The 25266-nt window shown below is 33.7% G+C and carries 26 protein-coding genes; 11 read left to right on the top strand and 15 right to left on the bottom strand.

Features of this window, described 5'->3' with window-relative positions; all coding sequences use genetic code 11:
• Positions 1-57: 57 nt before the first annotated feature.
• The 5 genes from IEV84_RS06655 (at position 58) to IEV84_RS06635 (ending at position 4058) form a co-directional block, all read left to right on the top strand.
• Positions 58-228, top strand: a complete 171-nt coding sequence (locus tag IEV84_RS06655) for a CcoQ/FixQ family Cbb3-type cytochrome c oxidase assembly chaperone (protein WP_188493510.1) — start codon at positions 58-60, stop codon at positions 226-228.
• A gap of 116 nt (positions 229-344) precedes the next feature.
• Positions 345-1244 (top strand): cbb3-type cytochrome c oxidase N-terminal domain-containing protein, encoded by a 900-nt coding sequence (locus IEV84_RS06650; protein ID WP_188493509.1) that lies wholly within the window; start codon positions 345-347, stop codon positions 1242-1244.
• Positions 1245-1373: 129 nt separating this feature from the next.
• Positions 1374-2807 (top strand): cytochrome c oxidase accessory protein CcoG, encoded by a 1434-nt coding sequence (gene ccoG / locus IEV84_RS06645; RefSeq protein WP_188493508.1) that lies wholly within the window; start codon positions 1374-1376, stop codon positions 2805-2807.
• Between the two features lie 36 nt (positions 2808-2843).
• Positions 2844-3293, top strand: coding sequence for a FixH family protein (locus IEV84_RS06640; RefSeq protein WP_188493507.1), 450 nt, complete (start codon positions 2844-2846; stop codon positions 3291-3293).
• A gap of 63 nt (positions 3294-3356) precedes the next feature.
• Entirely contained in the window at positions 3357-4058 is a 702-nt protein-coding gene (locus IEV84_RS06635; RefSeq protein WP_188493506.1) for a sulfite exporter TauE/SafE family protein, read from the top strand.
• 93 nt (positions 4059-4151) lie between these two features.
• Here the strand turns inward: IEV84_RS06635 and IEV84_RS06630 are convergent, their stop codons facing one another.
• The 7 genes from IEV84_RS06630 to IEV84_RS06600 all read right to left on the bottom strand — a co-directional run bounded on the left by IEV84_RS06630 (position 4152) and on the right by IEV84_RS06600 (position 10958).
• Positions 4152-4892 (bottom strand): acyl-[acyl-carrier-protein] thioesterase, encoded by a 741-nt coding sequence (locus IEV84_RS06630; RefSeq protein ID WP_188493505.1) that lies wholly within the window; start codon positions 4890-4892, stop codon positions 4152-4154.
• A gap of 229 nt (positions 4893-5121) precedes the next feature.
• Complete coding sequence (gene miaA, locus IEV84_RS06625) at positions 5122-6039, bottom strand: tRNA (adenosine(37)-N6)-dimethylallyltransferase MiaA (RefSeq protein ID WP_188493504.1); 918 nt, start codon at positions 6037-6039, stop codon at positions 5122-5124.
• A gap of 1 nt (position 6040) precedes the next feature.
• Positions 6041-6874: an ion transporter gene (locus tag IEV84_RS06620; RefSeq protein WP_188493503.1), complete on the bottom strand. Its 834-nt coding sequence runs from the start codon at positions 6872-6874 to the stop codon at positions 6041-6043.
• An 11-nt stretch (positions 6875-6885) separates the two neighbouring features.
• Positions 6886-8247 carry an exonuclease domain-containing protein gene (locus IEV84_RS06615; RefSeq protein WP_188493502.1) on the bottom strand — a complete coding sequence of 454 codons (1362 nt, stop codon included), beginning with the start codon at positions 8245-8247 and terminating at the stop codon, positions 6886-6888.
• An 81-nt stretch (positions 8248-8328) separates the two neighbouring features.
• Positions 8329-8988: a YggS family pyridoxal phosphate-dependent enzyme gene (locus IEV84_RS06610; protein WP_188493501.1), complete on the bottom strand. Its 660-nt coding sequence runs from the start codon at positions 8986-8988 to the stop codon at positions 8329-8331.
• Positions 8989-9016: 28 nt separating this feature from the next.
• Positions 9017-9904 carry a 3-hydroxyacyl-CoA dehydrogenase family protein gene (locus IEV84_RS06605; RefSeq protein ID WP_188493500.1) on the bottom strand — a complete coding sequence of 296 codons (888 nt, stop codon included), beginning with the start codon at positions 9902-9904 and terminating at the stop codon, positions 9017-9019.
• 88 nt (positions 9905-9992) lie between these two features.
• Positions 9993-10958: a Gfo/Idh/MocA family protein gene (locus IEV84_RS06600; RefSeq protein ID WP_188493499.1), complete on the bottom strand. Its 966-nt coding sequence runs from the start codon at positions 10956-10958 to the stop codon at positions 9993-9995.
• Positions 10959-11080: 122 nt separating this feature from the next.
• Between IEV84_RS06600 and IEV84_RS06595 the strand changes: the two genes are divergently transcribed.
• Positions 11081-11722: a protein-L-isoaspartate(D-aspartate) O-methyltransferase gene (locus IEV84_RS06595; protein ID WP_188493498.1), complete on the top strand. Its 642-nt coding sequence runs from the start codon at positions 11081-11083 to the stop codon at positions 11720-11722.
• A gap of 11 nt (positions 11723-11733) precedes the next feature.
• On the opposite strand, the gene smpB is transcribed toward IEV84_RS06595, so the two are convergent.
• Positions 11734-12189, bottom strand: coding sequence for an SsrA-binding protein SmpB (gene smpB, locus IEV84_RS06590; RefSeq protein ID WP_188493497.1), 456 nt, complete (start codon positions 12187-12189; stop codon positions 11734-11736).
• Between the two features lie 70 nt (positions 12190-12259).
• On the opposite strand from smpB, the gene IEV84_RS06585 reads away from it, so the two are divergent.
• Complete coding sequence (locus IEV84_RS06585) at positions 12260-12487, top strand: VF530 family protein (protein WP_188493496.1); 228 nt, start codon at positions 12260-12262, stop codon at positions 12485-12487.
• Here the strand turns inward: IEV84_RS06585 and IEV84_RS06580 are convergent.
• Together IEV84_RS06580 and IEV84_RS06575 are read right to left on the bottom strand one after the other, a co-directional pair.
• Positions 12484-13041 (bottom strand): DUF3575 domain-containing protein, encoded by a 558-nt coding sequence (locus tag IEV84_RS06580; RefSeq protein WP_188493495.1) that lies wholly within the window; start codon positions 13039-13041, stop codon positions 12484-12486. The genes IEV84_RS06585 and IEV84_RS06580 overlap by 4 nt on opposite strands.
• Positions 13042-13162: 121 nt before the next feature.
• Entirely contained in the window at positions 13163-14017 is an 855-nt protein-coding gene (locus IEV84_RS06575; protein ID WP_188493494.1) for an aldose 1-epimerase family protein, read from the bottom strand.
• Between the two features lie 125 nt (positions 14018-14142).
• On the opposite strand from IEV84_RS06575, the gene IEV84_RS06570 reads away from it, so the two are divergent.
• Entirely contained in the window at positions 14143-16395 is a 2253-nt protein-coding gene (locus tag IEV84_RS06570) for a M1 family metallopeptidase (RefSeq protein ID WP_188493493.1), read from the top strand.
• 147 nt (positions 16396-16542) lie between these two features.
• The gene (cmk, locus tag IEV84_RS06565) at positions 16543-17235 is read left to right on the top strand and encodes a (d)CMP kinase (RefSeq protein ID WP_188493492.1); all 693 of its coding nucleotides are present in this window, start codon (positions 16543-16545) and stop codon (positions 17233-17235) included.
• A 41-nt stretch (positions 17236-17276) separates the two neighbouring features.
• Here the strand turns inward: cmk and IEV84_RS06560 are convergent, their stop codons facing one another.
• A complete protein-coding gene (locus tag IEV84_RS06560) occupies positions 17277-18245 on the bottom strand; it encodes a hypothetical protein (RefSeq protein WP_188493491.1) in 969 nt (322 codons plus the stop codon).
• 82 nt (positions 18246-18327) lie between these two features.
• On the opposite strand from IEV84_RS06560, the gene IEV84_RS06555 reads away from it, so the two are divergent.
• On the top strand, positions 18328-19452 hold the full coding sequence (locus tag IEV84_RS06555; RefSeq protein WP_188493490.1) for a cysteine desulfurase family protein: 1125 nt from the start codon (positions 18328-18330) through the stop codon (positions 19450-19452).
• A 2-nt stretch (positions 19453-19454) separates the two neighbouring features.
• On the opposite strand, the gene IEV84_RS06550 is transcribed toward IEV84_RS06555, so the two are convergent.
• Positions 19455-20051, bottom strand: coding sequence for a hypothetical protein (locus tag IEV84_RS06550; RefSeq protein WP_188493489.1), 597 nt, complete (start codon positions 20049-20051; stop codon positions 19455-19457).
• Positions 20052-20249: 198 nt separating this feature from the next.
• Here IEV84_RS06550 and IEV84_RS06545 point away from each other — a divergent pair, with 198 nt between their 5' ends.
• Positions 20250-20726, top strand: a complete 477-nt coding sequence (locus IEV84_RS06545) for a hypothetical protein (protein ID WP_188493488.1) — start codon at positions 20250-20252, stop codon at positions 20724-20726.
• Between the two features lie 136 nt (positions 20727-20862).
• Here the strand turns inward: IEV84_RS06545 and hemN are convergent, their stop codons facing one another.
• From hemN to IEV84_RS06530, 3 genes are all read right to left on the bottom strand, one after another.
• Complete coding sequence (gene hemN / locus IEV84_RS06540) at positions 20863-22227, bottom strand: oxygen-independent coproporphyrinogen III oxidase (protein ID WP_188493487.1); 1365 nt, start codon at positions 22225-22227, stop codon at positions 20863-20865.
• A gap of 242 nt (positions 22228-22469) precedes the next feature.
• On the bottom strand, positions 22470-24446 hold the full coding sequence (locus IEV84_RS06535) for a DUF349 domain-containing protein (protein ID WP_188493486.1): 1977 nt from the start codon (positions 24444-24446) through the stop codon (positions 22470-22472).
• 185 nt (positions 24447-24631) lie between these two features.
• Positions 24632-25240 carry an alpha-ketoglutarate-dependent dioxygenase AlkB family protein gene (locus IEV84_RS06530; protein WP_188493485.1) on the bottom strand — a complete coding sequence of 203 codons (609 nt, stop codon included), beginning with the start codon at positions 25238-25240 and terminating at the stop codon, positions 24632-24634.
• Between the last annotated feature and the right edge of the window lie 26 nt (positions 25241-25266).

Below are 25266 nucleotides of genomic sequence, written 5' to 3'. Positions count from 1 at the left end.
GCAAAACTTAGAACCTAAAACTCTTAGAATTTTTAAAAACTTTAAAAAATAAAGCAAATGTTTGAACAAATAAAACACAATATGGAGACTATCGCCGGAGTGTCGATATATCCAATACTATCGCTATTGATTTTCTTTTCTTTTTTTGTAGGATTAGGATTTTGGGTTTTTTTCTATAAAAAGGAAAAAATTGACGAATTGAGTCAAATTCCTTTTCAGGAAGATTAATTAATTTAATTAATTAAAGAGTTAAAATAGTAATTGTTAATTTACTGATTCATATTGTTTTATTTTTTTATAAAATGATTTAAAACAAATGAAAATAGGATTTAAAAATAAGTAAAATGAAAAAAATAATTCCAGCATATCTTAGAGTAATGGTGCTTTTCTTTATCATCTTTGGTGCTATAGAATATTTTGTCGATTCTGGTGACAGAGCAGCATTCATAAAGTATCCCATTGTTAATATTGTATTAGTGGTAGTTTTAGTGCTGCTGATTGCAATTGAAATGATTGTTAGTGCAGCCGATAGAATTGTTTACCAAATTTTGCCTGAGGAAGAAAAAGCAAAAATTGATGCCGAAGATCAGGCTGAGTTGAAAGAATCGTTATGGTTTAAGAACCTGATGAATAAGTTAACAAGAACAGTTCCTATTGAAAATGAGGCAGAGTTGTTGTTGAACCACGATTATGATGGTATTAAAGAATTAGATAACAATTTACCGCCTTGGTGGGTGTATTCTTTCTACGCCTGTATTGTTTTTGCAGCTATTTATCTAGTTCGTTTTGAAATTTTAGGTGCTGATAATCAGGAAATGGAATTGAAAAAAGAATTGGCTCAGGCTAAAATTGAAGTGGCAGAGTACATGAAAAACGCCCCTGATTTAATGGATGAGAAAACAGTAACGCAGCTTACTGATCCGGCTGATTTGGCTATTGGTAAAACTACTTTTGAAACCAACTGTGCTGCTTGTCATAAGGCAGACGGAGGGGGGCAAATAGGTCCAAATTTAACCGATGACCACTGGATTCTTGGAGGCGGAGTTAAAAATATATTTCATACTATAACTAACGGAGGTCGTGATGGGAAGGGGATGATTGCCTGGAAAGGAACTTTGAAACCTAAAGAAATTCAAAAAGTAGCCAGTTACATTTTGTCTTTAAGAGGCAGTAATCCAAAAGACGCCAAGGAAGCTGAAGGAGATTTATGGGCAGAAGAAGCGGCAGCTCCAACAGTGAAATAATTATTCAAATGATAAACATTGTTTTTATATAAACCATTAAGAAATTAAGTCCAGTTAAGTTTTGAATTTTAACGAAACTAAATTTTTTAATGGTAAAAAATCTAATGTTTTATATAAAAACCAAACAAAATGTCCAAGTTAGCAGACGAAACTTTTAGTCCCGATAGCTATCGGGATACTATAGGGACCATCGACAATGAGGGGAAAAGAAAGTTTATCTATCCTAAAAAACCTTCAGGTAAGTTTTATAGTTACCGAAAATGGCTTAGTTATTTTTTGTTACTAATTTTAGTTGTTAATCCGTTTTTAAAAGTAAATGGAAATCAGTTCATGATGTTTAACATCTTAGAGCGTCGCTTCAATATTTTTGGTTTTCCGTTTTGGCCGCAGGATTTTTATCTTGTAGTGCTTTTTATGATAATTGGGGTGGTTTTTATTATTTTATTCACTGTAATTTTTGGACGTATTTTTTGTGGCTGGATTTGTCCGCAAACCATATTTCTGGAAATGGTTTTCAGAAGAATTGAATATTGGATAGAAGGAGACCGTGGTGCTCAAATGCGATTGGCAAAGCAGGAATGGAATGTCGAAAAAATCAGAAAGAAAGGATTGAAATGGACAGTGTTTTTGATTATTTCTTTCGGAATAGCCAATGTGTTTTTGGCTTATCTGATAGGTAGTGATGTGTTGATGGAAATGATTGAAGACAGTCCTGCAAATCATCTGAAAACCTTGATTTCGTTACTGATTTTTACAGGAATATTCTATTTTATTTTTGTGTGGTTCAGAGAGCAGGTATGTATTATAGCTTGTCCTTACGGAAGATTGCAAGGTGTTCTTTTAGATAATAAATCAATTAATGTAGCCTACGATTTTGTTCGTGGAGAAAAAGAAGCAGGCAGAGCTAAATTCAATAAAAAAGAGGACAGAACTTTAAGCGGAAAAGGCGATTGTATAGACTGCCGACAATGTGTAAATGTATGTCCTACCGGAATTGATATTAGAAACGGAACCCAACTGGAATGTGTCAATTGCACCGCCTGTATTGACGAATGTGATACCATTATGGAAAGTGTGGGATTCCCAAAAGGCTTGATTCGCTATGCCTCTGAAGATGAAATAGAGAAAAAAGCAGCTTTTAAATTCACTGCCAGAATGAAAGGTTATACTGCTGTTTTAGTGATTTTGGTTGGAATGCTCGTTGGTTTATTGTTTTTACGTACTGATGTTGAGGCACTTATTTTACGATTGCCGGGACAGTTGTATCAGCATAAGGGAGAGAATGTTAGTAACGTATTTACTTACAAAATCATTAATAAGACCAATAATGATTTTAATGCGATTCATTTTAAATTAAAAGGAATAAAAGGGGATTTAAAACTGGTTGGAAATCAAAGCTTAAAAGTCCCAAAGCAAGGTATGGCCAGCGGAACTTTATTTGTTGAAATCAATAAATATTTGTTAGAAAGCGATAAAACCAAATTAAAAATTGAAGTTTTTGATGGTGATAAAAAAATCGAAAGCACAACAACGAGTTTTTTAAGCCCGAGAACGTTTGACTGATAATGAACGGAAGTTTTACTTCAAAAAAATAATATTATGAAAATTAATTGGGGAACAGGATTAGTGATTGCCATAGCTCTATTTATGAGTTTCATATTGTATTTTGTCATTAAAGTACAATCGAATTCTAAATATGACAACGAGTTAGTTGTAGAAGAATATTACAAGCACGATGCCCGATTTCAGGAAGAAATGGAACGTGTGCAAAATGCCCAGGATTTAGACCAAAAACCAATTATAACCAAAACAGAGGAAGGAATTACTATTGAATTTCCTCAGGAATTTAAAGCTAATCAAATTACAGGAACAGTGTCCCTCTACCGACCGTCTAACAAAAAATTAGATTTCGATACTCCGATTTCGTTGTCTAATCCAACTTTGCTCATACCTAAATCAAAATTGGTAGGCGGTCAATGGGGCATTAATATGGAATGGCAATACGATGGGAAAAAGTATTTGACCAAAGAACCGATTTATATTAACTAAGAAGTTTATAGTTTGTGGTTTATAGTTTAGAACCACAAACGAAAAACTACAAACCTCAAAAAAATGCTTTACACTGCTTTGATATTCGGATTAATAAGTAGCTTTCACTGTATAGGAATGTGTGGTCCTATTGCTATGATGTTACCCGTGGACCGAAGCAATCCAGCTAAAAAAGTAACTCAAATTATTACATATCATTTAGGACGGATAACAGCTTATACAACTATTGGATTTGTTTTTGGTTTGCTGGGAAGAGGTTTTTTTATAGCAGGAATACAACAAAAATTATCTATTATACTAGGGATTTTGATGATTGTAGCCATTGTAATTCCGGAGAAAGTATTTGCTCAATATAATTTTTCAAAACCTGTTTTCAGACTTATTTCCAGAGTAAAACAAGCCTTAGGAAATCAGTTTAAAAATAAATCGTATCAATCGCTTTTTACCATCGGTTTACTCAATGGATTTTTACCTTGCGGAATGGTTTATGTGGCTCTGTTTGGAGCAATTGCTATGCAGAGTATTAGTTTGAGTATTGTGTATATGGTTTTGTTTGGTTTAGGAACCGTGCCGTTGATGAGTACAGTGGTATATATCAATTCTTTTTTGACAGTTTCTGTACGTAATAAAATACAAAAGGCAATCCCTTATGTGGTGGTTTTAATAGGAGTGTTGTTTATTTTAAGAGGATTAGGCTTGGGGATTCCTTATGTGTCTCCTTCCACGATGAGTTTGTTTGTTCAGGCAAATCCTAATTGTCATTAGGAGATTTTAGTTTAAATAGTTTTTAGAAAAAAAGCTGCTTTTATCTGTTTTGTAAAGCAGCTTTTTGGTTTACTGAAAGTAAATTGAGAAATATTATGCTAAATTCAACTGTAAGGCAAAACAGTTTTTATCTTCTTTGGTAATACTAAAAACAATACAGGAATCGGATACATTTTCATGAATCATGACCTGATCACGCAGTGAAAGTTCTTTCATAAAATTCATTTCAAAGCTTTTTATTTTTTGTTTCAAAATGATGTTTTCATCCACTAAATCCATACACCATTCCAAATATTTCACATTATTAACGTGATTGACAATGTCCAAATCCGATAAAATAACGGTTTTGCTAAAAATTTCTTCTTTTTCAGGGTTGATGTCAATTTTTGAAAAACCTTCCTGAGTGGCTTTTACTTCGGGAAATAATTCAAAATGATCATGTGCTAAAGTCAGGAGTTCAGGACGACGGCTTTTAGTATTGAAAACCGCCCAAAAAGTTTCGCAGCCTATAATTTTTGTGTCATTAACATACATTTCTAATGCACGTACCGAACGTGAATTTTCCAGACTGTTAATCCATGTTTTTACGGTGACTTTATCTTTCCATTGAGGCAAAGCATTGATTTCAACACGCATTCTGCTCAGTACCCATGCCTGGTTGAATTCCTGCATATCCGTAAAACTAATGCCTCCCATTTCAGCGTGTTCAGCTGCAGTAAGTTGTAAAAGGTTACACAATTCGGTGTATTTTAAACATCCCGAAGGTAAGCATTGGGTGAAATTGATTTCGAATTCTTTGCTTAGTATAGAGGTGAAGTTTAGAGAAATTGGCATGGAATTATGATTTGGAAATTCTTTTGAAATAGGGTTTGAAAAGTCGAATATTAATTATGCTAAAACTAAATAATATTAAACCCAAGATTATAAATTCGGTATTATTTAAGTTTTTAAAATTCGGTTTTTCAATTTTCATTTTTAATGCTATGAAAAATGGAATTAAAAGATAAATTGTAAAAAACAAGAACAAAATTTTTCCTATTAGTTTTATATTTTGCATATGTATTTATTTGTTAGAATTGATATAATCAATTATTTTATGTGGTGGTGTTTCAAAATCAAACCATTTGGTATTTTCATCGCGTTTGAACCAGGTCAGTTGACGTTTGGCAAAACGACGGGTGTTTTTCTTGATTTCTTCAATGGCAAATTCTAAAGTAAATTCTTTGTCAAAATAACTAAATAATTCGCGGTATCCCACCGTTTGCAGCGCATTTAACTCTTTGTTAGGATACAAATTTTTAGCTTCCTGCAACAAACCTTCGTTTATCATTATATCTACACGCTGGTTGATGCGGTTGTACATCACATTTCTGTCGGCTTCCAGACCAATAAGAATAGGAGTGAAGCTTCTTTCGTTTTTCTTTTGATTTAAAAAAGAAGAGTATGGTTTTCCTGTTCCTAGGCAAACTTCCACAAAACGCATCATGCGTTGTGGATTGAGTAAGGTTTGCGGATTTTCAGCCGTGATTTTTTCGAAATAATCAGGATCCAGTTTTTTAAGTTGTTCCTGTAAATAACCAATTCCTAATTTTTCATAATTAGCATTGACTTCTTCACGCACAGATGAATTGATTTCGGGAAAATCATCAAATCCTTTCAGAATAGCATTGACATACAAACCGGAACCGCCAACTAAAACTACATAATCATTCGTCTTAAATAATTTTTCAATGGTTGAGATAGCTTCTTTCTCAAAATCGCCTACAGTATAATTTTCAAAAATGGATTTATTTTGGATAAAATGATGTTTGGCGGCAGCCAATTCTTTAGGATTGGGTACAGCGGTTCCAATGGTCATTTCCTTGAAAAACTGACGACTGTCGCAGGAAACAATTTCGCAATTATAATAATTGGCTAATTGAATACTCAAAGCTGTTTTCCCAATGGCTGTTGGTCCTATGATGGTAATTAGCTGTTTCATTTTAATTGTTTTCTAATGAATGTCCGCATTGAGGACAAAATTTAGCATTGGGAGGATAATTAGTATTGTCGCAATTAATACAGGGATTTTGAAATTGCAAATCTTTGTTCTGGCTAATTTTACTTATTTCAGCAGATACAATTCCGGTAGGAACAGCTATGATGCCATAACCCATAATCATTACAAAAGAGGCTATAATTTGACCTAAAGGGGTTTGTGGGGAAATATCGCCGTAGCCTACTGTAGTTAGGGTTACTATAGTCCAGTAAATACTTATTGGAATACTGGTAAAACCATTTTCCTTTCCTTCAACCAGATACATTATTGATCCAATAATTATGGTACTAATAAGTACAAAATAAATAAAAACCACAATTTTTCCCCGACTGGCAATCAGTGCTCTTCTTAGTTTATTGGAATGATTAGTAAAATGAGGATTGTTTAAAATTTTGAACAAACGTAACAATCGCAATGCGCGTATAACGGTTAAAATGTTGTAACCTGTCAGAAAAAGAGAGAGATACATTGGTAAAATAGCCAGTAAATCGATGATGCCGTAAAAACTAAAAATATATCGAATGGGGCTGTTGATACATAGAATCCGGAGTATATATTCGATTGTGAAAAATACGGTAATTATCCACTCCAGTGTAATTAAGTAGGAATGGTATTTTTGATCAAATTCCGTTACTGTTTCCATCATTACTAAGAGTACGCACATTAGAATAACGCCTAATAGTATTAAATCAAACAATCTTCCCGCCCGGGTATTTGTGTGATAAATTACGATATAGACTTTTTTTCTAAATTCAGAATACAATGATGAAGACTCCATTTGCTGAAAGTTTAAAAATGAATAATTTTTATGCCTTTGTTTTTTCTAATGTACGCCTGAATAATGCGTTGTATATCCCGATTGCTATCCATTGGAATTAGTATGTTTTTCAGTATATTGGCGTTGGTAATCTGATAGTTTAAATCATAAAACGCATAGCCTTTGTAAACTCCGTTTTCAACTAAAACAGCACTTCTTTCGTTAATGTTTCGACCTCTTCCAATGATAATCATACTTTTATTTTCAAAAGTATAATTACTGATAAAATTTTGTACCCGATCATTGTAAATTTCAGTTGGAACTAAATTGATGCAGGCGCCATCACATTCTTTTATGTTGTATTGAAAACATTCCTTTTTGGTTTCATACAATCCGTTTAATTTCTGACACAACTGATATTTTTCGGTTATGCTAAACAAAAAACTTTTGCCTTCCTGCAAAGATGCGAAGGAAGTTATTTCTTTTTTGCGACCATCTGTTTTTTGTAATTTTAAACTTAGGTAGCCATTTGGAGCGTTTTCCAAATAAAGCGCATAAATAAAAATATTTTTGCGTTGAGCCCGATTTAAAATAGGTTTGTTAACTTTTATTTCCTGACTTTCTTTTAACAAGGCAATGAGTTCGCTGCCTGTTTCTTCAAAAGTAACAGTGAAAACTTCGTTCTGAATACGTTTGCTTTTTTTTGTTATTCCCGTAAAATGCTGGTTAATCCTTTTTTTGATGTTATTACTTTTACCAATATAAATAATGTTTCCGGTTTGATTATGAATGTAATAAACCCCGGTTTTAGTAGGTAATCCTCTTAAGATATCAAGTAATTTAGGAGCTATTCCTTTTTCGACCTCAATTTTTATAAAATCTTTTACGATTGATTTTTCAACATCTTTTTCCAGTAACATTTTAAACAATTTTACTGTTGCCATAGCATCGCCACTGGCGCGATGTCTGTCGGCCATTGGGATTCCTAAGGCACGAACCAGTTTTCCCAGACTATGCGAAGTTTGCTCAGGTAATAGTTTTTTAGCTAATTCTACAGTACAAAGTGTTTTTGTATTGAAATCGTATCCTAAACGGCGAAATTCAGTTCGCAAAATTCGATAATCAAAATCAGCATTATGAGCTACTAAAATACAATCATTGGTAATTTCAACAATTCGTTTGGCAACTTCATGAAATTTTGGAGCCGACCGCAACATGGCATTGTTTATCCCGGTTAATTTAACTACAAAAGGCTGAATAGGAATTTCGGGATTGACCAAACTGATAAATTGATCTATTATTTGGTGACCGTCAAATTTATAGATAGCAATTTCAGTAATTCCTTCTTCATTAAACTGTCCTCCGGTAGTTTCTATGTCTAATATTGCGTACAAAATAAGTATTCAGTTTACAGTTTTTAGTATTCAGTTTTAAATCTGAATTCTTAAATCGTTTATCATTAATCAAAAATCAATTTATCTTCCGCCAAATATACTACTTCCTACCCGAATCATTGTACTCCCACAATCGATGGCTAGTTTATAATCGCCGGACATACCCATTGAGACAGTATTCAGTTGGCAGTTTTCAGTATTCAGAGATTGCAGTTTGTCAAAAATAGATTTCAAATGGGTGAATTCTTTTTGAATTTGCTCTTGGTTATCGGTGAAAGTTGCCATTCCCATTAAGCCCAAAATACGAATATTTTTCATTTCCTGAAATTCATTTGAATTTAAAAGTGACGAAAGTTCTTCTTCATCAAGACCAAATTTCGTTTCTTCTTCGGCAATGTGTATTTGTAGCAAACAATCAATTACACGATTGTTTTTTTGAGCTTGTTTGTTGATTTCCTGTAATAATTTCAAACTATCCACTCCGTGAATCAAACTCACAAAAGGAGCCATGAATTTCACCTTATTGGTCTGCACGTGACCTATCATGTGCCACTGAATGTCTTTGGGCATTTGTTCCCATTTTTCAACCATTTCCTGGATTTTGTTTTCACCAAAAATGCGTTGACCGGCATTGTAAGCTTCCATTAAATCCGAAACGGGTTTGGTTTTAGAAACGGCGACCAAGGTTACATTTTCGGGTAAAGAGGATTTTATATTTTCTAAATTAGATTGTATGGACATCTTAAAGTTTTTGTTTAAATAAAAAAAATTAAAGAAACTGTTTAGCAACTTTTTCTGCTTTTTTGTTTTCGGAATAATCATAAAATCCTTCTCCTGATTTTACCCCTAATTTTTTAGCATTCACCATATTGACTAAAAGCGGGCAGGGAGCGTATTTTGGATTTTTAAAACCATCATACATTACATTCATAATTGAAAGACAAACGTCCAGACCGATGAAGTCAGCCAGTTGTAAAGGTCCCATTGGGTGTCCCATACCTAATTTCATCACCGTGTCAATTTCGATAACACCTGCTACCTTAGTATGTAAAGTTTCGATGGCTTCATTAATCATTGGCATTAAAATTCGGTTAGCAACAAATCCCGGAGCATCATTTACTGTTACCGGATTTTTGTCTAGTTTTTCGGATAAAGTCATAATGATTTTTGTTACTTCATCACTAGTTTGACTTCCGCGGATGACTTCTACTAATGGCATTAAAGGAACAGGATTCATAAAGTGCATTCCTATTACGCGTTCCGGATGTACAACAATTGCTGCAATTTGGCTAATGGAAATTGAAGAAGTATTTGTTGCTAAAATGGTATTGTGTGGACACAATTCGTTTAACTTTTTAAAAATTCTCAGTTTTAAATCGATATTTTCAGTTGCAGCTTCAATGACTAAATCAACACCTACAATCCCATCTTCAATATCGGTATAGCAAATGATGTTGGAAAGCGTTTTCATTTTGTCTTCGGCAGAAATACTGCCCTTGCTTTGCATTCTTTCTAAATTGGTAAAAATAGCAGTCATGCCTTTTTCCAAAGCTGCTTCGGAAATGTCAATCAATTTTACGGTAAAACCATTTTGGGCAAAAGTATGAGCAATTCCGTTGCCCATCGTTCCTGCACCTATTACTGCTACTATTTTCATCTTTTTAAAATTGCTATTTATAATTTTAGCCACAAATTCACTAATGAATTGGTGAATTTGTGGCTAATTTATTTTTAAAATTTTTAAATTATTTTTTAAAACAAGCTATAATTTGATGTGCTACTCTCAAAGCTTCGGTAGCCTGATCTAAGGTTACAATTGGGGTAGCATTATTATTGATGGCATCGGCAAATGTTTCCAGTTCGTCTAAAATAGCGTTGTTTTGTGTTACGTCAGGATTCGAAAAATAGATTTGTTTTTTTACACCTTCTGCATTTTGTAAAATCATATCAAAATCACCCGGAACTTCCGGAGCATCTTTCATTTTTACTACCTCGCATTTTTTTTCTAAAAAATCAACAGAGATATAAGCGTCTTTTTGAAAGAAACGGGTTTTGCGCATGTTTTTCATCGAAATTCGGCTCGAAGTTAAATTGGCAACGCAGCCGTTTTCAAATTCGATTCTCGCATTGGCTATATCAGGAGTGTCGCTAATAACTGAAACGCCACTGGCACTGATGTTTTTTACTTTGGATTTTACTACACTTAAAATCACATCAATATCATGAATCATCAAATCCAATACAACCGGTACGTCAGTTCCTCTCGGATTGAATTCGGCCAAACGATGCGTTTCTATAAACATCGGGTTTTCAATCATATTTTTAGTAGCAATGAAAGCGGGGTTAAAACGCTCTACGTGACCTACTTGTCCTTTAACATTGTATTCGTTAGCCAAAGCTATAATTTCTTCGGCTTCTTCAATGGTGTTCGAAATGGGTTTTTCGATAAAAACGTGCTTCCCTGATTTTATAGCTGCTCGGGCACATTTGTAGTGCGAAAGGGTAGGAGTTACAATGTCAATTACGTCAACGGCGTGAATTAATTTGGCAATGGTATTGAAGTTGGTATATCCAAATTCTTTTGAAATTTTTTGGGCGTATTCCTGATTTTCATCATAAAAACCAACTAATTCATATTTTTCAGATTGTTGTAATAAACGCAAATGAATTTTTCCCAGATGCCCGGCACCTAAAACCCCTACTTTTAGCATGATAATGTATTTTTAACAAAAGTAGGAAATTCAAATTAAAATACAGAAAAATTGATTTGGATTTTGGGTTTTGCTTTTTGGATTTTTTACTGTTATTTTTACAAAAAATTAAACCCTAAACTTTGAAAGACACAGCCAAACATCAAGGACTTCGCAATCAATTAGTAAGCACTTTACAACAAAAAGGAATTACTGATTTACGTGTTCTTGATGCAATAAAAAAAATCCCAAGACACCTTTTTTTGAACTCCAGTTTTGAAAATTATGCGTATCAGGATAAGGCATTTCCTATTGATGCAGGGCAGACTATTTCACAGCCTTATACGGTAGCATTTCAAACTCAATTGCTGGAAATAAAGAAAGATCACAAGGTTTTGGAAATAGGAACAGGTTCCGGCTATCAAACCGCTGTTTTGTGTATGATGGGTGCTAAAGTGTACAGTATAGAAAGGCAAAATGAGTTATTTAAAAAAACTTCAACGTTGTTGCCAAAATTAGGAATCAGACCAAAACACCTTACTTTTGGCGATGGTTACAAAGGTTTGCCTACTTATGGACCTTTTGATAGTATTATTGTTACGGCCGGTGCACCTTATATTCCACAAGCTTTGATGGCTCAGTTGAAAATAGGAGGAAGGTTAGTAATTCCTTTAGGAGAGGAGATTCAGATAATGACTTTATTGATTCGTAAAAACGAAACTCAATTTGAAAAGCATGAATTGGGAGAGTTTCGATTTGTTCCTCTATTGGAAGATAAAAATTAAGGCTTTTAAAATTAATTAAAAGCCTTTTTTATTCTGTCCAAATCGCGTTTGGTATCCTGTTCTTTTAACGATTCGCGTTTGTCGTAGTTTTTCTTTCCTTTACAAAGACCAATTTCCAGTTTAGCAATTCCTTTTTCGTTTGTAAATAAACGCAAAGGAATAATGGTCAGACCTTTGGCCTGTACACTTCGTGCAAGACTTTTTAATTCTCTTTTGTTTAAAAGCAATTTTCTTTCGCTTCTGGATTTGTGGTTGAATTGGTTTCCAAAAGCGTATTCTTCTATGTAAGTGTTAATAGCAAAGAGTTCAGTGCCGTTAAATTCACAAAAACTTTCAGTAATATTCGCTTTTCCTAAACGGATGGATTTGATTTCGGTTCCTGCCAAAACAATTCCGGCAGTATATTTTTCGATTATTTCATAATCAAACCGCGCTCTTTTATTAAGTATGTTGACGTTTTTCTGCATAGGATTGCAAATGTAGGAACAATTACTAAAACTCCACAATTTTTTAGCGATTTTGATTTAAATTTGCTTCATGGAAAAACAAACTTCAAACGATCCGCTTCACGGAAAGACTTTAAAAGCAATATTGGAAAAATTAGTTGATTTTTATGGATTTGACACCTTGGGCGAATTGATAAAAATCAAATGTTTTAATGATAATCCAAGTATTAAATCAAGTTTGACTTTTTTAAGAAAAACCGATTGGGCTCGAAAAAAAGTAGAGGAATTGTATATCAAATCCTTGCCGAAGTTGGATTAGTTTAATTTATACGAAATCATAATTCCGCCTCTGTACGGAAGCCATTCGCCACTTTTATTGTATTTTCTAACTTTCTCGTATCTCCCGGGTGTTCCATCTGTATAATATCCTTTATAAAATCCCTGATGCCAGCCACCTCCTAAAAAGGCATCTAAAACAAACTTGTTGTTTAGTTTTTTTTGATATCCGATAGTCGCTCCAATATGATAACCTAATCCTTTTTCGTATTTATTCGTCCCCCAATAATTCCATTTTTGGAGAGCATAAATATCTCCACCAGTATGAATTCCCATATAAATACCATTGTTTTTTTCTTTAAAATGGTAGCGATATTCCGGTGTTACCATCACTGCCTGCATTGGTTTTTCATCAAAAGATTTCCAAAATGAAGCAAAAACATCAACACTAAAAGTAGATTTAGCTCCAATACTAGTTTCAATACCAACTTGTGGAACTCCGACTATAGCAGATAATCCGTTAATTTTTAGATAAGTTTGAGCGTTTGAAGCTAAAGTTAAAAGGAAAAATGAGCTCAAGAGAATTATGTTTTTCATTATTTTGTCTTTGAGTAGCGTTGCTTATTGTTGTTTTGGCAGCGAATATAAGTCTTTAAAATGTAATACCTTTATTACAAAATGTTAATTATAGAAAGTTTGTTTGAAAGTAAAAAGAGAATTAAACAATTTCGATTGTATATTTAGAATTAAAAATTTCATTTACTTCAATAATTTGAATTCCTTCTTTTTCGAATAAATTTCCTGTCGCATTAGTGGTGTCTGAGAATCCATACCAGGGTTCAATACAAAGAAAAGGAGCATTTACTTTTGTCCAAATGCCTAAATGTGGAAAACCATTAAAATGAACTTTCAGAAAAGGTTTTCGATTTTTTAAAATGCTTAAACTTTTTGATTGCAAAGTTTTAAAAATCAAAGCGTCATTTGCGAATAACTCATAGTTTAGTTTAACCTGATTTTCTGTTTTATCTAAGGTTTTTGTTTTATTCGAAATCAAATCATCTTCTAAAAGGTTGTAAACTAAATCTTCGTCTTTTTCGAATTCAATAGCATAGTCTTCAAAATTTTCATTCAAAGCAAAAGCAGGATGTGCTCCAATTGAAAACGGCATTTTAGACTGGCTTTTGTTGATGACTTTGTATGCAATAATCAGTTTTTTTTCTTCAAGCGAATAAATTATTTGTAATTCAAATTCAAAAGGATATTTTTTTAAGGTTTCTGCCGAGGATTGTATCGAAAAAACTGCGCTGTTTTCTGTTTTATGAATTAAATCGAAATCCATTTCTCTTGCAAAACCGTGTCTGGAAAGCGAATAGTTTTGATTGTTATAAGAATAGGAGTTGTTTTTAAGTGTTCCCACAATTGGAAACAAAACAGGAGAATGTTTACCCCAAAATTCCGGATTTCCATCCCAGATGTATTCTGTTTCAGTCTCGTTAGCTTGCAAAGAAACTAATTCTGCTCCTTTAGAATTAATTGTTGCTGTAAGGTAAGCGTTGGAAATAATAGTTGTCAAAATGCGATTGTTTTTTTAGAAAAATTTAATTTCGATAAAGATATTTCATAAAATTTAATTAAAGCCTAAGTAATATATTAAAAGTGAGTGATTTTTTTTATTAATTTGTTTCAAATTGAAAAAACATGAAAAACATTCGATTCGGAGCTATCTTTCAAATAGCAATATTCTTAGGAGTTTCGGCTTTAAATGCTCAGGAAACTTCGGTTATCAAACCAACTTCCAATTATAATTATCACGATGCTTTTGCACCGTTTTTTTACACTAAAAACGGAACAGCAACACGTTCAGCTAGTGGTCAACCCGGAGCGGAATATTGGCAGAACCGTGCAGATTATAAATTGACGGCTGTTTTAAATGAAAAAACTAATGAAATTGTGGGTACAGATGTTATTACTTATACCAATAACAGTACAGATACGATGTCGTTTTTGTGGATAAACTTAGATCAAAATTTATTCAGGTCAGATTCCCGGGGAGAAGCTATTGTACCAATTACAGGAAGTAGAAATGGTCGTCAGGGACAAATTTTTGACGGAGGTCATAAAATAAAATCGGTAAAAATTATTAAAATTGATAACAGGAAAATTGCCGATGTTGAAGCTAAATACATCATCAGTGATACCCGCATGCAGTTATTTCTTCCAGAAGAGTTAAAATCAAAAGGAGGAAAAGTGGAGTTTAAAATTGAGTTTTCATACATCTCGCCTAATGAAGGTTCGGACAGGACAGGTGTTTTAGAAACTAAAAACGGAAAAATATTTACCATTGCGCAGTGGTATCCCCGCATGTGTGTGTATGATGATGTCAGGGGATGGAATACCCAACCTTATTTAGGAGCTTCAGAGTTTTATTTGGAATATGGTGATTTTGATATTGCTATTACAGCACCGGCTAACCATGTTGTGGTTTGTTCTGGTGAGTTAATGAATCCGAAAGAAGTATATTCTGCTGAGGAATTTAAGCGTTTTAACGAGGCTAAAAACAGCGATAAGACGGTTGTGATTCATTCTTTGGAAGATGTTTTAGCGGCTAAAAACAATGTAAATTCGACTACTAAGACCTGGCGTTATAAAATGATTAATTCCCGTGATGTTTCGTGGGCATCTTCGCCGGCTTTTATTTTAGACGGTGCGCAAATTAAATTACCCAGCGGAAAAAAATCATTAGCCTTATCAGCGTATCCTGAAGAGAGTGCCGGTAATGAAGCCTGGGGACGTTCAACTGAATATGTAAAACATTCGATAGAAAATTATTCAAAAAGATGGCTTGAATACAACTATCCGACAGCCACAAATGTAGCCGGAAATGAAGGCGGTATGGAATATCCCGGAATTGTTTTTTGTAGTTGGAAATCTAAAGGTAAAAGATTATGGGGAGTTACAGATCATGAATTTGGACACCACTGGTTCCCTATGGTAGTGGGGTCTAATGAGCGTTTGTTTGCATGGATGGACGAAGGTTTTAATACCTTTATCAATTCGTTGAGTGATGTAGATTTTAATAATGGTGAATACAAAGATGAGAAAGAAAACCTGCATGAAAGCAGATATACTGACCCGGAATTTGAACCCATTATGACTTCGCCAGACAATATGAAAGAAGCACATATAGGACAATTGTGTTATTCAAAACCAAGTGCGGGATTAGTTATTTTGCGAGAACAAGTTTTAGGACCGGAGCGTTTTGATTTGGCTTTAAAGACTTATGTAGCGCGTTGGGCATACAAACATCCTACTCCGGATGATTTCTTCAGAACGATTGAAAATGTAGCAGGTGAGGATTTAGGTTGGTTTTGGAGAGGCTGGTTTCAGTACAATTGGCGTTTTGATCAGGGGGTTAATTCGATTAAATATGTAAAAAATGATCCTAAAAAAGGAGCTTTTATTAGCATTGAAAATTTCGAAAAAATGCCAATGCCGGTTGTTTTAGATGTAAAATTGAAAAGCGGAAAAACAGATCGTGTGAAATTGCCTGTAGAAGTTTGGCAAAAAAACGTAAGTTGGACTTTTAAACACCCGTCAACTGAAGAAATTGAAAGTATTACAATAGATCCGGAACATGTTTTTCCGGATAGTAATACAGCAAATAATGTATGGAGTGCCGATAAAGGTTTGATTGAAAAAGATGTTGTTTATGATCCTTATTTAGGTACTTTTTCTAATTCAAGAATGCCTATTAAAGTTATTATCAGTGAAAAAAATACTTTGCTGAATGTTGAAATTACCGATTATCCGGTGTTTTCAGTAGAGACTACAGGAAAAGACGAATTTGAATCCAAACGTGCCGGTTTGAAATTCAAATACAATGCTGATTTAACAGGATTTGAAATGATTTTGAATGATGGAAGAAAGATTCCTTTTACAAGAGATAAGTAAATAAAGAAGAAGTTTTTTATTTATAAACGGCTATCGGAATTCTGATAGCCGTTTTTGTTTAAAATTATATTCAGAAATTCTTTTCGTGCTAAGTTCAAAAAAATGTACTTTTATTGTTTTTTACAATCAACTTAGAATAATTAAATTTTGGATAAAAAGATTACAATTGCAATTGATGGATTTTCTTCTACAGGAAAAAGTACTTTGGCAAAACAATTAGCAAAACAATTGGGTTATGTTTATGTCGATACCGGAGCCATGTATCGGGCAATTGCCTTTTTTTCGATGCAAAATAATTTGATAAAAACTGATTTTTTTGACAAAGAAGGTTTGATTAATCATCTTTCAACTATTCGTTTAGAGTTTAAATTCAATCCCGATTTAGGTTTTGCCGAAATGTATCTGAATGGTGAAAATGTAGAAAAACAAATCAGAACTATTGAAGTTTCTAATTTTGTGAGCAAAGTGGCTGAAATTCCCGAAGTTCGAACAAAATTAGTACAGCAGCAACAGGAAATGGGAAAAAATAAAGCTGTAGTGATGGACGGCAGAGACATAGGAACTGTTGTTTTTCCTGATGCCGAACTAAAAATATTTATGACTGCCAGCGCACAAACCAGAGCACAAAGACGCTTTGATGAATTGATTCAAAAAGGCGATTCGGTTACATTTGAAGAAGTACTTAAAAATGTAGAAGAACGCGATTATATTGATACACATCGAAGCAATTCTCCATTAGTAATAGCCAAAGATGCTATTGAGATTGATAATTCTAATCTTAACAGAGAAGAACAATTTGATTTGGTTTTAGATTTGGTTAACAAAAAACGCTCGCTTTGAATTGACAAAGCGAGCGTTTTTTTTATTGAGTTATTTGATTTTTAATTAGTTGTAGTAAATAATTCTCCTAAACTATAACTGTCTCCAAGACTAAAATCACTATTTCCTTTTTGTAAAGAAACTTTTTTCAAAACTATAGTGTGTTTAAAACTATTAGGTCCGTTTGTAGTAGTGGTTACTTCGATAATACCACTTACACCGCTTACACCAGCTACGCCTGTCCATTGCTGACTGATAGCCGGAGTTGTAGGAGTTGTTGCATTACAAAAATAATCGGCAGTCACTATCCCTCCTGTTAATAAGCGATAAGTAAGAGCATTTGTACTGCTCCCTATAAGCCCTGTTCTTGGAGTATTAAGTGCTGTGGCTTCGTTTAGAATTAAATTAGGATCAATATTTAAAATGAAAGCTTCACTGGTATTAAAATTATAAACTTCATTTGAAGCACTGCATTTTTCTAAGGTTTGATCAAAGTTAAACGCTAAGTTAGTTGCCGAAGTGGTGTAGTCACCAAAAGGGAAAGTTTCGTAAACCTGAGTTCCATTGGCTTTAGCAAAAGTTACGTTTTTCAATACAATGTTATGATTGTAACCTGAAATTCGGGTAGCATTAGTTGTTTCGTTAGTTGTTTTGACGGCAGTAGTTACAATTTGGATTGTACCGCTGGTAGCAGTCCATTGGTCAGTAATAACAGGTGTTGCTGGTGCAATAGTTTCACAAATATTATTAGCAGCTACCGTTCCGTTATAAAAGCGATACACGACTCTGTTAGATGAAGTGTTGATATTTAGTTCAATAGGTTCTCCTACGGGAGTAGGTTCACTGGTAAAAGTAGTCTTTGGAATTTCTAGCAATAAGGCTTCTTTTTCTTTTATTTTATAGATAATGTTATTTGCACTGCAACTCTGAGTATTTACATCTTCAAAGCTGATATCTTCTTGTGTTAAGTTTCCGTCATCACAGGAATTTGTTAATACTAATAAAACCAATAGGCTTAGGACTTTTTTCATTTTAAAAATTTTGACAAAAATAGGCAAAAAATGACAAATTTTATGAGGCTTTTGATAATTGATATTTTATAACTTTGCAGCAATGAAAAAAATATACCTCGATAACGCATCTACCACCGCAATACGACCAGAAGTTATTCAGGAAATAACTAAAGTGATGACGGAGGATTATGGAAACCCTTCTTCTACTCACAGTTTTGGTCGTAATGCTAAAAACATACTCGAACTTTCCCGAAAGTCCATTGCTAAACAACTCAATGTAAGTGCTCAGGAAATTATTTTTACTTCCGGAGGAACAGAAGCGAATAACTGGATTTTGCGTTCGGCTGTTCAGGATTTGAAAGTAAAACGAATTATTAGCAGTAAAATTGAACATCATGCTGTTTTGCTTACCATTGAAGCTTTGAAAAAAGAATTTTCGATTCAGGTAGATTATGTAAATCTGTTACCAAATGGAGGAATCGATTTGACTCATTTGTCAGATTTACTTTCGCAGGAAGTAAAAACATTAGTGAGTTTAATGCACGTTAATAACGAGATAGGAACCATTTTAGATCTGGAACGGGTGGGATTGATATGCAGGCAGTACAACGCCCTTTTTCATTCTGATACCGTACAATCGATGGGAAAAATGAAAATCGATTTGCAGGCAACAACAGTTGATTTTATCCTGGCTAGTGCACATAAATTTCATGGACCTAAAGGGGTTGGGTTTGCATTTGTTAGAAAAAATTCGGCTTTGCAACCCTTATTTTATGGAGGTGAACAAGAAAAAGGCTTGCGTGCAGGAACCGAAGCAGTTCATCAAATTGCCGGTATGGCAAAGGCTTTGGAGATTTCTTATGCCAATTTAGAACAAGAAAAAGAACAGATTAGTTCAATTAAGAACTATCTGATTGAACAACTGGAGAAAAACTTTTCGGGTTTTGCAATTAATGGAGACAGCAATGGGTTTTACAATATTGTAAATGTACTATTGCCTTTTTCAGAGGAAAAAACAGCAATGATTTTGTTCCATCTGGATATACGGGGGATCGCCGTTTCTCGCGGTAGTGCCTGTCAGAGCGGGAGTATCAGACCGTCTCATGTACTGGCTGAAATTCTTTCGGACAATTTAATCAGAAAACCCAGTTTGCGAATTTCACTCAGTCATTATAATACAAAAGAAGATATTGACGGTTTGATTGAAGCTTTGAAAACAGTATAAATTTATATAGAATATTTTTTGTCGTAGTTTCCATAATCGTACAAAGAATCTTCGGTGTCAAAATTTAGTGTGATGGTTGTTTGGGAATCCAATTTTACAGAAGTAGCGACTCTTTGTCCGATAAAAAAAGCGGTGTTTAAAATTTGAAACATACAATCTTCAAATGAGATTCCGGCTGCAGTAAGTTGGCGTTCTTTTTCCCGTGAAGCTTCAAACATTTCGGTAAACATTTCACGGATAATATAAATTTTGTCATCGGCATTTTTTCTGATAGCATTGGGTAGCGTTTTGAGTCCGTTAGCAGTCATACAATCGTCAAAATTATATGTGATTCTCTCTAATGGTTTACCAATTATATGGGCAATAGTATATTCAAATCCTTTGCCATAGGTATAAACAAAGGCCCGAATAAATAAATTCTCCTGACTAAAAAAGTGTTCTAATGTGTAGAATTTGCAAAGATTGAATAACTGATTTTTCAGGAATTCTTTTAGTATGTTATCTTCATTAGGAATGTGATAATTTTCCGGCAGGTCAAAAAGACCATTTGCCCGGGCAATTATTAATCCCTTTTTTGCGATTTGTTCTAAAAGTTCCATAAATAGAAGATGATTGATTGTTTTAAAAGGAATCATAGCATTAAAAATACGAAATAATAGTTTAGTAAATTGAAGCTAAATCTTAGATTTGCTGTGTTTTTTTTTGATAGAAAATCTAAAGCAATCGTTAGAATGTCTAATTTATGTGTAAATTAGTAACTACAATTCTTATAATTATATAACTAAAATAGTAATGCTATGAAAAATCTGGGTTTAAGTTGTTTGTTGTTGGTTTCCATTGGTTTCCAAAGCTGTAAAAATGAAAAAGCAAACGATACTAAAGAAGCCACTAAGGCTGAAAAACCAATTAGTGTAAACTGCTACCAGGCATTGTATGATAAAGACACCATTGATTTAAAAATAAACACTTTAAAAGATGGTAAAATAAGCGGAAGTATGGTAATGAAAATGTATGCAATGTCCGAAAAAACAGGGGATATTGAAGGGGAATTCCGCGGAGATACTTTATTTGCCGATTATAGCTTTATACAGGGGAAAAATGAAAACGCCACATTCAAAAATCCGCTGGCAATACTAAAGAGAGGCGACACGCTGATTTTAGGAAATGGAAAAATAGAAACCTATTTGGGACGTTCCTATTTTGCTAAGGGAGCACCGATAGATTTTGACCGTGTGAAATACAAATTTTTAACTGTTGACTGTGTCGATAAATAAGATACAAATAGTTTCTTATTGTACATTTTAATAAAACTGCCACACTAAAAGATTGACTTTGTAAAATTTCTTTTTGTGTGGCAGTGTAGTTTTAGAGGTATTGTTATCTTGACGAAAGAAAATTTTAAGTTTTAGATTATATCGTCATCGAAAACAAGGCGGTCTCAGGGGCTTTTCGTTTTAAATGTAAATCAAAAGCCATACAGATGTTTCTAACATAGGCTTTGCCTTTATCTGTTACCTGGATGCCATTTTCTTTGATAATCAAAATTTTGTCTTTTTCCATTTCTTTTAATTGTTCTAAAACTTCCGGAATTTCTTTGAAATAAGTGTCCTTTTTATCCCAACTGGTTTCAAATTGGCACATTAAATTCAGAATGTGTTTTCTAATGATAAGATCTTCTTCTGTTAGTAAATGCCCTCTGAAAATAGGGAGTTTATTTTTTGCTAAAACTTTATAATAATCTTCCAGATTTTTTTCGTTTTGGGCAAAACTATACCAACTGTCACTAATTGATGAAACGCCCAGCCCAATCATTAGTTGGGTTTTTGAAGAGCTGTACCCCATGAAATTACGGTGTAATTGACCGTTTTGGAATGATTGATACAAACTATCGGTTTCCAGTGCAAAATGATCCATACCAATTTCGTGATAGCCATTTTTTTGCAATAATTCTTTGCCTATCTGGTATAAAATTCTTTTTTCCTCATCTTTAGGAATATCTTCGTCTTTAAATCCACGCTGTCCGTTTCCTTTTATCCAAGGCACATGAGCATAGCTGTAAAATGCGAGTCGGTCAGGTTGGAGAGATTTCGTTTTTTCAATGGTGTCCACTACATCTTCTATTCTTTGGAAAGGTAATCCAAAAATGATGTCGTGACCAATAGAAGTATAACCAATTTCTCTTGCCCAAAAAGTTACTTTGGCTACATTATGGAAAGGCTGCTCGCGATGAATGGCTTTTTGTACTTTTTCAGAATAATCCTGAACGCCAAAGCTCACTCTTCTAAAACCTAAATCATAGAGTTTTTTTAAGTGTGCATGAGTAGTGTTGTTAGGGTGACCTTCAAAACTAAATTCGTAATTTTTGGCTCTAACGGCTTTAGTAAAAATTCCGTTGATTAAATCTTCGAGATTTTCAGTCGAAAAAAAGGTAGGCGTTCCGCCTCCTAAATGGATTTCTTTGATAATCGGTTTTTCATCAAGCAGTTCGCAATACAAATTCCACTCTTTTAAAACAGCTTGAATGTAAGGTGATTCTACATTATGATTTTTCGTAATTCGTTTGTTACAACCGCAAAAAGTACAGAGGCTTTCGCAAAAAGGAAGATGGATGTATAAACTAATTCCTTCTGTAGTATTGCTTTCTATGAATGCTTTTTTTAAAGATGAAACCCAATCCTGATAGGTGAAATCGACTTCATTCCAGTAAGGAACCGTAGGATAACTAGTGTATCGGGGACCTGGTACATTGTATTTTTGAATCAAAGAATTTTTCATGATACATCTTTTTAATAGACCAAAAGTAGTTTGATTTGGAACGAATTAAAATGACAATTATCATGGTTATGAAATTAAGTTAGGAGCCCCGATTGCCATCGGGAGAAGTTTGAAGGTAGTGTTCATTATGTAGAAGGCAGTTGTTTTTGTAAATAGCATGAATAAAAAAAGCGATTTTCAAACTGAAAATCGCTTTCTTGTTATAAGTCTAAAATCTAAAATCTGCCTTCTGAAATATAAATCTATTCCTGATTCAGGTTTCTAAGTTGTTTTAGTTTTTCTTTCCAGATATCCAGGCTTTCTTTGTGGATAGCAATGTTTTTGCGGACTTCTAAAACAATTGAGTTTTCTTTTTTAGCGTTCTTGGTATTGGTGAAAAACTGAATGTTATTTTCCAATTGGAAAATTTCGTTCTGTACTTCTTCAATTTTACGGATGATAAAAATCTTTTCGTTTTCCAGTTTTCGGTTATCACCACCTTCGGAAAGATTTTCTAATTTGTTTGCAAAACGCATCATGTCTGAATCCTTTTTGCTCAAACTTAATTTGTCAAAAAGTGCATCCAGTATTTTATTGAATTTTCCTTCGATGTGTCTTCTTGTAAAAGGTACTTTCCCAAAAGATTTCCAATTTTCAATATGCTGTTTTATGGCATCTAAATCGGTTTTGTGTTCGCCAATAAGTTGGAATTCTTTTAAGGTTTCCAGATAAGCTTTCTTTTTATCAAAAGCTTCCATTTCTCCGGCGTTTTCTTCACTTTTTTGTTCTTTTAATCTGTCAAAATAGTGGTTACAGGCTTCTTTAAACTCAGCCCAGACTTTGTCAGAATATTTTCTTGGAACATGACCTATTTTTTTCCAATCTTCCTGAATTTGTTTCATGATTGGAGTAGTGGCTGCAAAATCGTCGTTGTCTTTTAACTCATTTGCTTTGGCAACAAGAGCATTTTTTTTAGTAAGATTCTCGTTTTGTTCCTTTTTAATGTCTTTGTAAAATGAATTTTTAAAAGTATTAAAATTTTTAACAGCAGTTTTAAAAGCCGCCCAGGTGGCTTCATTTACATCTGCGGGTACTTTTCCGGTAGAGAAAAAACTTTCTCTCAGTGCTTCCACCTTTTCTATCTGTACCAGCCATTGCGGATGTGCATTTACTTTTATGGTAGCCAATTCTTCAATTTGGGCTATAATAGCTTTCTTTTTCTCCAGATTTTCCTGTTCGGTTCCTCTTATTTTTTCAAATAAAATTTCACGTTTATCGTGCATTTTTTTAGTCAAATCACTAAATTGATTCCAAATTATATCACGATGTTCTCTGGATACAGGACCAATTTCTTCTTTCCAAATTCGGTGTAAATCCTGCAATTCTCTAAAAGCTTTATTAATGTCCTGTTCATGAAGTAATTCTTCTACACGCGCAATAATTTTTTGTTTTTGTTCCAAATTGTGTTTGAAATCTAAATCCCGGGCTTCGCGATCTAAGTGTAAATAATCATAAAAATTTTCAACATGAAAGTGGTAATTGTTCCAAACGTGGTTGTATTTGTCTTTTGGGATTGCTCCGGCATTTTTCCAACGTTCTCTTAATTCGTTAAAATGTTTTAGGGTATCCTTGATGTTTTCGTTGGGATTAATCAGCTCTTTTAGTTCTTCAACAATAGCTAAACGGGTTTCTAAATTGGTTTTTAGATTGTTTTGTAAACTTTTAAAATGGGTGTTTTTATTATCCTTATATAAATTATAAAGTTGGTCAAATTTAGATTTTAATGGAAAATGATATTGAAATTCCTCCGTTGAATCCGGATTTTCGGCATGGAATTCTTCTTTTTTCTCTTCAATAAAATGATTGTATTTTGAGAAAAAAGCTTTTTTAATTTCTTCAACATGATCACGTATCGACATGACTTTTTCATTCGAAACGAGTTTTTGCAATTCATTCACTAATGCTTCCATCGATAAAGTATCGTAATCAAGCATTGGAATTTCATGGCGTGCTTTTAAGGTTTCATCTTCATGCTCTTCGGCATTTGAAGCCTCAATTTCGTTTAAAGCTTGTTGCTTCTCACAAATTTCCGTTATTTCATCCGCCTCTTTTATGGCTGAATTAGTATCCATTTCAGGATCAGTTGTAGCCTGATTATTCGATTGAACATCAGTGGCTAAGTTTCCTCCGTCTGCTTCATTCGGTGATTGAGGCAGGTTATCATTCATTTCTTCTAACATTTTTTTAAATGTTTAAGGGTTGTTTAAATTGGTTAAATCGATTGGAAAGATACTAAAGGTCTGTTGAAAAACAAAATAAAAGCGTTGTTTATTAGTTGTTTTCCTTAAACAAGGGATTGTTTTTAAGTGTTTTTTGTAGGTTTTTATTTGAATAAGGTTTAGCTCTTCTTAAAAATTACAATTTATTATGAAACGATGGTTCTAAAAGTCAGGTTAATTCTGGGTTTGTTGATTTTTGTAGTAGGAGGAAGGTGGTGCAGCCAGTGGGTTTGCGTTTGGTTTTTCATGACCAAAAGACTTCCGTGTTCTAAGATTAGTGAAACATTTTCTTTGGTGGTTTTGTGCTTGAAAGCAAATTTTCTCTGAGCACCAAAGCTCAATGAAGCAATCGCTCCGTTTTTCTTCAAATCTTTTTCGCCATCGCTGTGCCAGGCCATACCTTCGCTGCCATCATGGTAGAGATTAAGTAAACAGGAATTATAAGTTTCGCCGGTTTTTTCTTCTACCAAAGCTTTTAATTCTTTCAGTTCCGAAGTCCAAAAGAGCGCTTCTTTAGTGATTTTAGAATAGCTGTATTTAAAATTAGTATCGCCATACCAGGCTACTTTTCGTTTGGTAGTAATGAGTTGCCCAAAAATAATCGCTTCGTCATTTTTCCATTCGATATTTTCTAATAATCGATTAAAAAAGTAATCTGCTTGAGTATTATTCATGATTTTCCCATAGTACAATACAGTCCCGTCTTTGGGCAATAGATTAATATTTGGGTTAAATTCAGGATGAAACAGATCCATGATTATTAAAGTTTTTAAATACCAAG

It is taken from the genome of Flavobacterium palustre (genome assembly GCF_014639535.1).
In the GTDB taxonomy this organism is placed as follows: domain Bacteria; phylum Bacteroidota; class Bacteroidia; order Flavobacteriales; family Flavobacteriaceae; genus Flavobacterium; species Flavobacterium palustre.
This window is presented reverse-complemented; position numbering and strand designations above follow the sequence as displayed.